Consider the following 8,249-nt stretch of genomic DNA (forward strand, 5'->3'; position numbering starts at 1 on the left):
CGGTTATAGCTCTTATCCAACGCGTCGTGTTTCCGGGGCGCCAGCGGCTGCTATCCTGGGGACAAAGGAAAACCGTCCGGGGGAAAGAGGCGCATGGCATCGTCGCCGCTAGGCAGCATGAGCTACCAGTATCTGGCCACGCAGCAGGCCGCCTATGCGCGCGATCCGGCCTCGGTCGAGCCGGGCTGGCGGGTGCTGCTGCAGGTGCTCGAGGAGCTCGAAGCCGGTGTGCCGCCGGGCGACGGCGCTTCGGAGGAATGGCGCGCCCGTGGCCATCTGCGCGCCTGGCTCGACCCGCTGTCGCCGCGTCCTGCCCCCGCCATCGATCCCCTGGAACACTGCTATACTAGTAGCCTTGCGGTGGAGTCGGCGCATATCGATGATGCCGACCGCCGCGCCTGGCTGCGGGCTGCCGTCGAGCAGGGGGCCGGCCTGCCGCCCCCCGCCGATCCGTGTGCGCTGCTGGAAGCGCTGGTCGAGGCCCAGGAATTCGAGGCCTTCCTGGCGCTGAAATTCCCGACCAAGAAACGTTTTGGCGCCGAAGGGGCGGAGGCGTTGCTGCCGCTGCTGCGGCGCCTGCTGCAGCAGGCCGCGGCGGCCGGCGTCACCCGCGCGGTGATCGGCACCATGCATCGCGGCAGGCTGTCGATCATGGCCAATCTGCTGGGCCGCTCGCTGGCGCGCATGCTCGCCGAGATCAAGGGCGCCCACCCCTTCCCCGCCGATGCGCCGCGTGCCGGCGACGTGCCATACCACCTGGGCGACGATGTCGAGTTGTCCTTCGGTGGCCGCGCGATCCGGGTGACGCTGCTGGCCAATCCGTCGCATCTGGAGGCCGTCGATCCGCTGGTGCTCGGCCGCGCCCGCGCCGCGCAGGATGCCGTGGGCAACAGCGACACCGTGCTGCCGATCCTGCTGCACACCGATGCCGCCGTGATCGGCCAGGGCATCGTCGCCGAATGCATCCAGCTCGGCGGGCCGGCAGGCTATTCGGTTGGCGGCGCGGTGCATGTCGTGGTCAACAACCAGATCGGCTTCACCACCGAGGCCGAGGAGGGTCGCACCTCCCGCCACTGCACCGGCGTTTGGAAGGCTGTGGACGCCGCCATCCTGCATGCCAATGGCGACGACCCCGAGGCCGTGGCGCGCGCCGCCGATATCGCCCTCGCCTGGCGCCAGGCGCAGCGCGCGGACGTGGTGATCGACCTGGTCTGCTATCGCCGCAACGGCCATAACGAGATCGACGAGCCCGGCTTCACCCAGCCCGGCCTCTATGCGCGGATCGCCGCGCATCCGCCGGTGCTCGAGAGTTTCTCGGCGGTGCTGCAGCAGCGCGGCCTCGTCACCGTCGACGAGGTTGCCGCGTTGCTGGAAGCGGCACGCGCAAAACTGCAGGCGAGCTATGCCGAGGCCGCTTCCTTCCGCAGCAACGAAAGCGGCTATGCGCCGCGACCGCCGACCCGCACGGAAGACACCGGCGTGGGCGCGCCGACGTTGCAGCGCATCGCCGACCATCTGGCCGCGGTGCCGGAGGGTGCGACGCTGCATCCCCGCATGCCGCGCATCCTGAAGCAGCGGACGCTGGACCCCGCCGGCATCCCCTGGCCCAGCGCCGAGGCGCTGGCCTTCGGCAGCCTGCTGCTGCAGTGCGTACCGGTGCGGCTGTCGGGGCAGGATGTGGTGCGCGGCGCCTTCTCCCACCGGCATTTCTGGCTGACCGACCGCGAGACCGGCACGCGCCATGTCGGGTTGGACGGGCTCGACGCCACCCAGGCGCGCTTCGCCGCCTATAACAGCCCCTTGTCAGAATATGCCGTGCTGGGCTTCGAATATGGCTACAGCCTGGAGCGGCCCGAGGCGCTGGTGATCTGGGAGGCGCAGTTCGGCGACTTCGCCAATGGCGCGCAGATCATCATCGACCAGTTCGTCGCCGCGGCCGAGGAGAAATGGTGCGGCGCCTCGCGGCTGGTGATGCTGCTGCCGCATGGGCTGGAGGGCCAGGGGCCGGAACATTCCTCCGCGCGCCTCGAACGTTTCCTGCAGCTGGCGGCGGGCGACAACATGCGCATCGCCAATCCCTCGACCCCGGCCAACTATTTCCACATGCTGCGCGAGCAGGGGCTGGGCCGGCACAACCGCCCGCTGGTGGTGATGAGCCCGAAGAAGCTGCTGCGCCTGCCGGCCGCGTTGTCGCCGCTCGAGGCCTTCCTGCCGGGCGAGGCCTTTCACCCCGTGATCGCCGATGTCCCGGCCAAGGCCGAGAAGATCCTGATCTGCAGCGGCAAGATGGCCTATGAGCTGGAGGAGGAACGCGCAGCCACCGGCGCCCCCATCGGCATCGTGCGGCTGGAGCAGCTCTATCCTTTCCCCGCCGAAGCCCTCGCGGCGATCCTGACGAAGCATCCGCAAGCGGCGCTCGCCTGGGTGCAGGAGGAACCGGAGAACATGGGCGCCTGGCGCTGGCTCGACCGCCAGATCGAGGCGCTGGCCGAGGCGAATGGCGTCGCCCGCCCGCGTCCCGCCTATCATGGTCGCGCCGCCTCGCCCTCGCCTGCCGGCAGCTTCCATGGCGCGCATGACGCCGAGCAGCGCGCCATCGTCGAGGCCGCCTTCGGCCGAACCGCCACCCGCCAGGAGGCCGCGGAATGAGCACCATCCTGTCCGGCATGCGCATCGTCGAGGTCAGCGCCTTCATCGCAGCACCGCTCGGCGGCATGACGCTGGCGCAGCTCGGCGCCGAGGTCATCCGCATCGACCCGATCGGCGGCAATATCGATTATCGCCGCTGGCCGCTGGCGCCTTCCGGACGCAGCCTCTACTGGGCCAGCCTCAATCGCGGCAAGCGTTCCATCGCGCTGGCCCTGAACAAGCCCGAGGGCCAGGAGATCGCCCGCGCGCTGATCGGCGCCCCCGGGCCCGATGCCGGCTTCCTGCTGACCAACCTGCCGGCCAGCGGCTGGATGAGCCACGCGGCGCTCTCCGCCGCCCGCGCCGACCTGATCATGCTGCGGCTGACCGGACATTTCGACGGCAGCGCCGCGGTCGACTACACGGTGAACTGCGCCTCCGGCTTCCCGATGGCCACCGGCGATGGCGAGGCGCCGGTCAATCATGTGCTGCCTGCCTGGGACATCGCCGCCGGCCTGTATCTGTCGACCGGGCTGCTGGCCGCCGAGCGCGCCCGGCGTCGCGACGGCCAGGGCCGCGAGGTGACGCTGGCGCTGTCCGACGTGATGCTCGCCAGCGTCGGCAACCTGGGCTATCTCGCCGATGTTGCCGTCAACAACAATGTCCGGCCGCCGATGGGCAACGACCTCTATGGCGCGCTGGGCCGCGATTTCCCGACCAGCGACGGGCGGCGGATCATGATCGTCGCCATTTCCAACCGGCAATGGCGCGCCATCGGCAAGGCGACGGGCCTGACCGAGCGGCTGGCGATGATCGGGCCGATGATGCAGGTCGACCTCGACACCGAGGGCGGCCGCTTCCACGCCCGCGGCGCCATTTTTTCTCTGCTGGAATCCTGGTGCGCCACGCGGACGCTGGCCGAGATTGCCACCGCCTTCGAAGGCAGCGGCGTGCTCTGGGGCCCGTATCAGGATTTCGGCCAGCTGCTGGCCGAAGATCCCCGCTGCAGCACGGCCAATCCGCTCTTCGCCGAGATCAACCAGCCGGGGGCGGGGCGCATCCTGGCGCCGGGCACGCCACTGGCCTTCACCGGCGGCGACCGGCTGCCGCCCGCGCCGGCGCCGGCGCTGGGCCAGGACAGCGACGCGGTGCTGGCCGAGGTGCTCGGGCTTTCCTCGGCCGCCATCGGCAAGCTGCATGATGCCGGCATCGTCGCCGGCCCCCTCCCCGACGCCGCCTGAAGGATTCTTTCGGTCATGCCCAACGATCTGAGCGGCGGCGATCGCCTTTTCTCCCAGTGCTCCTCGCTGCTGACGGCGGCGGAGAAGCTGTTCGACGGCGCGCGGCTCTCGGTCGGCGCGCTGGTGGCGCCGGGCCAGAAGCCCGATCCGGCGGCGCTGGAAAAGCATCAGTTCAGCGCCCATGCTTTGGCCTGGCAGGCCACCTATGTCGAGGCGCTGCGCCAGGCGCTGGACTGGGCGCGGCGACTGCAGGCGGCGGGCGCGCTCGGCGCGGCGGAACGCGCCATCCTGCATCTGGCCTTCGCCGAATATGGCGCGCAGCTCGCTGGCGGCATCCCGATGAGCCAGTCGGAAATCGCGCGCCCGGCCGACCTGAACTTGCCCGCCGAGGCCATCGCCGCCTATGCCGCGGAGCCGGCGCTCGCCACGTTGAACGACCGCGCGGCGCTGGAGGCTTCGCGCCTGGCGCTGACGACGGAAATGCTCGAAGGCCGCTTCGGCGCGCTGGCGCTGGAGGACGAGATGCTCGCCGCCATGCGCGACGAATTTCTGCGATTTGGCGCCGCCGAGATCGTGCCGCATGCGCCGGGCTGGCATGGCCGTGACGAGCTCATTCCGATGGATCTCGTCGACAAGCTCGCGGGGATGGGCGTCTTCGGCCTGACCGTGCCGGAGGAGAATGGCGGGCTCGGCCTTGGCAAGGTCGCCATGTGCCTGGTCTCCGAGGCGCTGAGCGGCGCCTATCTCGGCGTCGGCTCGCTCGGCACGCGGGCCGAGATCGCGGCCGAGCTGATCCGCCTCGGCGGCACCGCGGAACAGCAGGCGCGCTGGCTGGCCGGGCTCGCCAGCGGCGAGGTCCTGCCCACCGCCGTCTTCACCGAGCCGAACACCGGTTCCGACCTCGGCAGCCTGCGCACGCGGGCGGTGCGGGAGGGCGATGTCTATCGGATCTTTGGGGCCAAGACCTGGATCACCCATGGCGCGCGTTCCGACCTGATGACGCTGCTGGTGCGCACCGATCCGGGCAGCACCGGCTATCGCGGGCTGTCGATGCTGCTGGCCGAGAAGCCGCGCGGCACTGAGAAAGATCCGTTTCCGGCGCAGGGGATGTCGGGCACGGAGATCCCCGTGCTGGGCTATCGCGGCATGAAGGAATACGAGATTTCCTTCGACGGCTTCGAGGTGCCGGTGGCCAACCTGCTCGGCGGCGTCGAGGGCCAGGGCTTCAAGCAGCTGATGGAAACCTTCGAGAGCGCCCGCATCCAGACCGCCGCCCGTGCGCTGGGCGTGGCGCAGAACGCGCTGGAGCTCGGGCTGAGCTACGCCCGCGACCGCAGCCAGTTCGGCAAGCCGATCCAGCATTTCCCGCGCGTGCATGCCAAGCTGGCGATGATGGCGACCGAGACCATGGTCGCGCGCCAGCTGGCCTATTTCGCCGCGCGGCAGAAGGATGCCGGGCGGCGCTGCGACATCGAGGCCGGCATGGCCAAGCTGCTGGCCGCGCGCATCGCCTTCGCCAATGCCGATGCGGCGCTGCAGATCCATGGCGGCAATGGCTATGCGCTGGAATATCCGATCAGCCGCGTGCTGTGCGACGCCCGCATCCTGTCGATCTTCGAGGGCGCCGCCGAGATCCAGGCGCAGGTGATCGCGCGCGGGCTGCTCGGCCGCGCCAACTGATCAGGCGGCCCGCAACGACGGGCCGCCTTCGTCCAGGAAAAGAGGGAGAGAAAGAATGAAGCGTCGTTCCTTGTTGTCGCTGGCGGCTGCTGCCGGCGGTGCTGCCGCCCTGCCGGCGCGCGCGGATACCTGGCCGTCGAAGCCGGTCAGCATCGTCGTGGGCTTCCCGCCGGGCACCGCGACCGACAGCATCGCGCGCCTGCTGGCCGACCGGCTGAGCCAGGGCATGGGGCAGCGCTTCGTCGTCGACAACCGCAGCGGCCAGGGCGGCTCGATCGGCGCGGTCTTCGTCGCCCGCGCCGCGGCGGATGGCTACACCATCACCGTCGGCGCCTCGGCGCCGCAGGCGATCAACCCGCATATCTATCCGAACCTGGGCTATGATCCGCGCGTCGACTTCACGCCGATCGCCCAGCTGGTGCAGCTGCCCTATGTGCTGGTCGCCGGCAAGCATACCGGCTTCACCTCGATCGCCGATGTCGTGGCCAAGGCGAAGAAGTCGCCGGGCGAGGTGACGTTTGCGACCACCGGCAATGGCACGACGTCGCAGCTGCTGATGGCCATGCTGGGGCGCGAGGCCGGCATCAGCCTGACCCATGTGCCCTATCGCGGCACGGCGCAGTCGGTGACCGACATCGTCGCCGGCCGCGTCGACCTGACCTTCGACACGCAGATCGGCACGCTGCCCTTCATCCGCGACAACCGCGTGGTGCCGCTGGCCGTGGGCACCAAGGCGCGCCAGCCGACCCTGCCGCAGGTGCCGACCACCGCCGAGGCCGGCTTCCCCGAGACCCAGGGCGGCGCCTGGCTCGGCCTGCTGGCACCCGCCAGGCTGCCGCAGCCGATCGTCGAGACCCTGGCGCAGAACGTCGCCAAGGCGCTGGCCGACAGCGACCTGATGCGCACCATCGCCGATATCGGCGCCGTGGTGGATTACGCCGGCCCCGCCGAGTTCGGCGCCACGCTGCGCGCCGATTACGACCGCTGGGGCGAGATCGTCCGCGTCACCGGCACCAAGATCGATTGATGCCTCCGGCGGCTTGGCTGCGCCGCATCGGCGGCGGCGCCCGTTCGCGCGCTCAGCCGGCGGTGCCGGCTGCAGGTCAGGCTGAGAAGGCCAGTGTCACTCCACCGGCCGCCGCAGCGCCGGCGTCGAGAAGCGGGCCCGGATCCAGGCCCGCGCCATCGGCGCCAGGCGCTGCCAGGCCAGCCAGCCGCCGATGCCGACCACCGCGGCGATGGCCAGGGCCTGCGGCATCTCGTCCTTGTCGACCTGGCTGGCGAGCCAGCCGCCGATGCTGCCCGGCATGATCATCAGCGGCGCCCAGACGATGGCGGAGAGCACATTGGCGCTCTGGAACCGCCAATGCCCCATGCGGATGACGCCGGCCGCCAGCGGCGTCACCGCGCGCAGCGGACCGATGAAGCGGCCGTAGAACACCGCGCTCCAGCCGAAGCGCAGGAACAGCCGGGTGGCCCAGGCATAGGGACGGCGCCAGTTGCGCGGCAGGCGGCGGCGGATGCGGTGCGGCCCAACGGCGCGCGCCAGCCAGAAGCCCGCGGCATCGCCCAGGATGCCGCCGGCGATGCAGCCGATCAGCACCGGCCCGGGCTCCAGCAGCCCGCCGCCGATCATGGCGCCCAGGCCCAGCAGCAGCGCCGTGGAGGGCACCAGGATGCTGACGATGGGGAAGGATTCCAGGAAGGCGATGGCAAAGGTCACAGGACCCGCCCAGCCGGCATTGACGCGGATCCAGGCCTCCAGCGAGGCCAGCGCGGTGTCGATCATGGACGGGTTGTAATTGAGCGGGGGCGGCGATGCCAGATGGGTTTTGGTGTCGGTCCCCCCATAACCGAGCTTTGAACCCTTTCCCTCTCTGAGGCCCGCAAGAAGAACCACATAGGACCGGCAAATCTTCGCAGTGCCACGGGATTGTAATCGTCGAGTATATTGAAGTTCCGAGGCGCGAAATTTTCGCGAACAGCTCAACGCGAGAGTAGTAACAGCAGAGCTACCCGAGCCGATTGCAAGCCCGCCCAGCCGCCGTGGATGCTAGGCGACGCGGTCATCCCAGACTGTCTGGCGCCGCCATAGCGGTATTAATGAGCGGAGGGACTGGAGGGCACCAAGAGTTGGTCCTACTTAACTCAATTGCCAAGCTTTAGAAGCCTTCGGGGGTTGAACGAAGGGGCTTTGGAGCGTGTAGGAGGCGGGCAGCGCATCCAGGGGCAAGGGCGAGAGCAAATTCTCGGATGCGAGGCGCGGGACGGCAAGATCAGCAGGGAGCGAGGCAAGACTCCTGCTCCTCAGAACGTCTTTATGGACGTCATAGGATATGGAGGGCTGAGCTAGGCCCCTCCCCCCGCCACCACCACCTCCCCTTCAGCCTCCCCACACCATCTCCTTGTTCACCAGGAGGCTCGCCAGGCGCCGAATGAACCCCGCATGCCCCGCACTACCGCCCGCGCCTCGGCGCAGGCCGCGTCCAGCCTCCCGGCGACGCGGCGTGCGACATCCGGCTCCTCGGCGAGTAGCGCGGGGACGTCGGCGGGATCTGGCATGCCGCGCCAGACTAGGCTCAGGACTCATTGATCCAGAAGAGGACGGTGGCCGCGAGGCAGATAGCGGAGAAGAAGGTGTGGGCGCAGCGGTCGTAGCGCATGGCGACGCGGCGCCAGTCCTTGATACGGCCGAACATG

General features: G+C 69.7%; 5 protein-coding genes and 1 pseudogene. 4 read left to right on the forward strand and 2 right to left on the reverse strand.

From position 1 onward, the window contains the following. The first annotated feature begins 93 nt into the window (after nucleotides 1–93). The 4 genes from GVN67_RS15720 to GVN67_RS15735 are packed head-to-tail and all read left to right on the forward strand — an operon-like array spanning nucleotide 94 to nucleotide 6,576. Nucleotides 94–2,649 carry a 2-oxoglutarate dehydrogenase E1 component gene (locus GVN67_RS15720; RefSeq protein ID WP_159997602.1) on the forward strand — a complete coding sequence of 852 codons (2,556 nt, stop codon included), beginning with the start codon at nucleotides 94–96 and terminating at the stop codon, nucleotides 2,647–2,649. Next, the gene (locus GVN67_RS15725; RefSeq protein ID WP_159997604.1) at nucleotides 2,646–3,869 is read left to right on the forward strand and encodes a CoA transferase; all 1,224 of its coding nucleotides are present in this window, start codon (nucleotides 2,646–2,648) and stop codon (nucleotides 3,867–3,869) included. Before GVN67_RS15720 ends, GVN67_RS15725 begins: the two co-directional genes overlap by 4 nt. 15 nt (nucleotides 3,870–3,884) lie before the next feature. After that, nucleotides 3,885–5,549: an acyl-CoA dehydrogenase family protein gene (locus GVN67_RS15730; RefSeq protein ID WP_159997606.1), complete on the forward strand. Its 1,665-nt coding sequence runs from the start codon at nucleotides 3,885–3,887 to the stop codon at nucleotides 5,547–5,549. A gap of 55 nt (nucleotides 5,550–5,604) precedes the next feature. After that, a complete protein-coding gene (locus tag GVN67_RS15735; protein WP_159997608.1) occupies nucleotides 5,605–6,576 on the forward strand; it encodes a tripartite tricarboxylate transporter substrate binding protein in 972 nt (323 codons plus the stop codon). Between the two features lie 96 nt (nucleotides 6,577–6,672). Here GVN67_RS15735 and GVN67_RS15740 read toward each other — a convergent pair whose 3' ends face one another. Together GVN67_RS15740 and GVN67_RS15745 are read right to left on the reverse strand one after the other, a co-directional pair. Continuing rightward, entirely contained in the window at nucleotides 6,673–7,338 is a 666-nt protein-coding gene (locus GVN67_RS15740; RefSeq protein ID WP_159997610.1) for a DedA family protein, read from the reverse strand. A gap of 790 nt (nucleotides 7,339–8,128) precedes the next feature. After that, a pseudogene (locus GVN67_RS15745) lies at nucleotides 8,129–8,249 on the reverse strand (IS5/IS1182 family transposase); the annotation flags it as partial.

Origin of the sequence: Roseomonas sp. 18066, from assembly GCF_902706185.1 — a bacterium.
Lineage (GTDB): Bacteria > Pseudomonadota > Alphaproteobacteria > Acetobacterales > Acetobacteraceae > Pseudoroseomonas.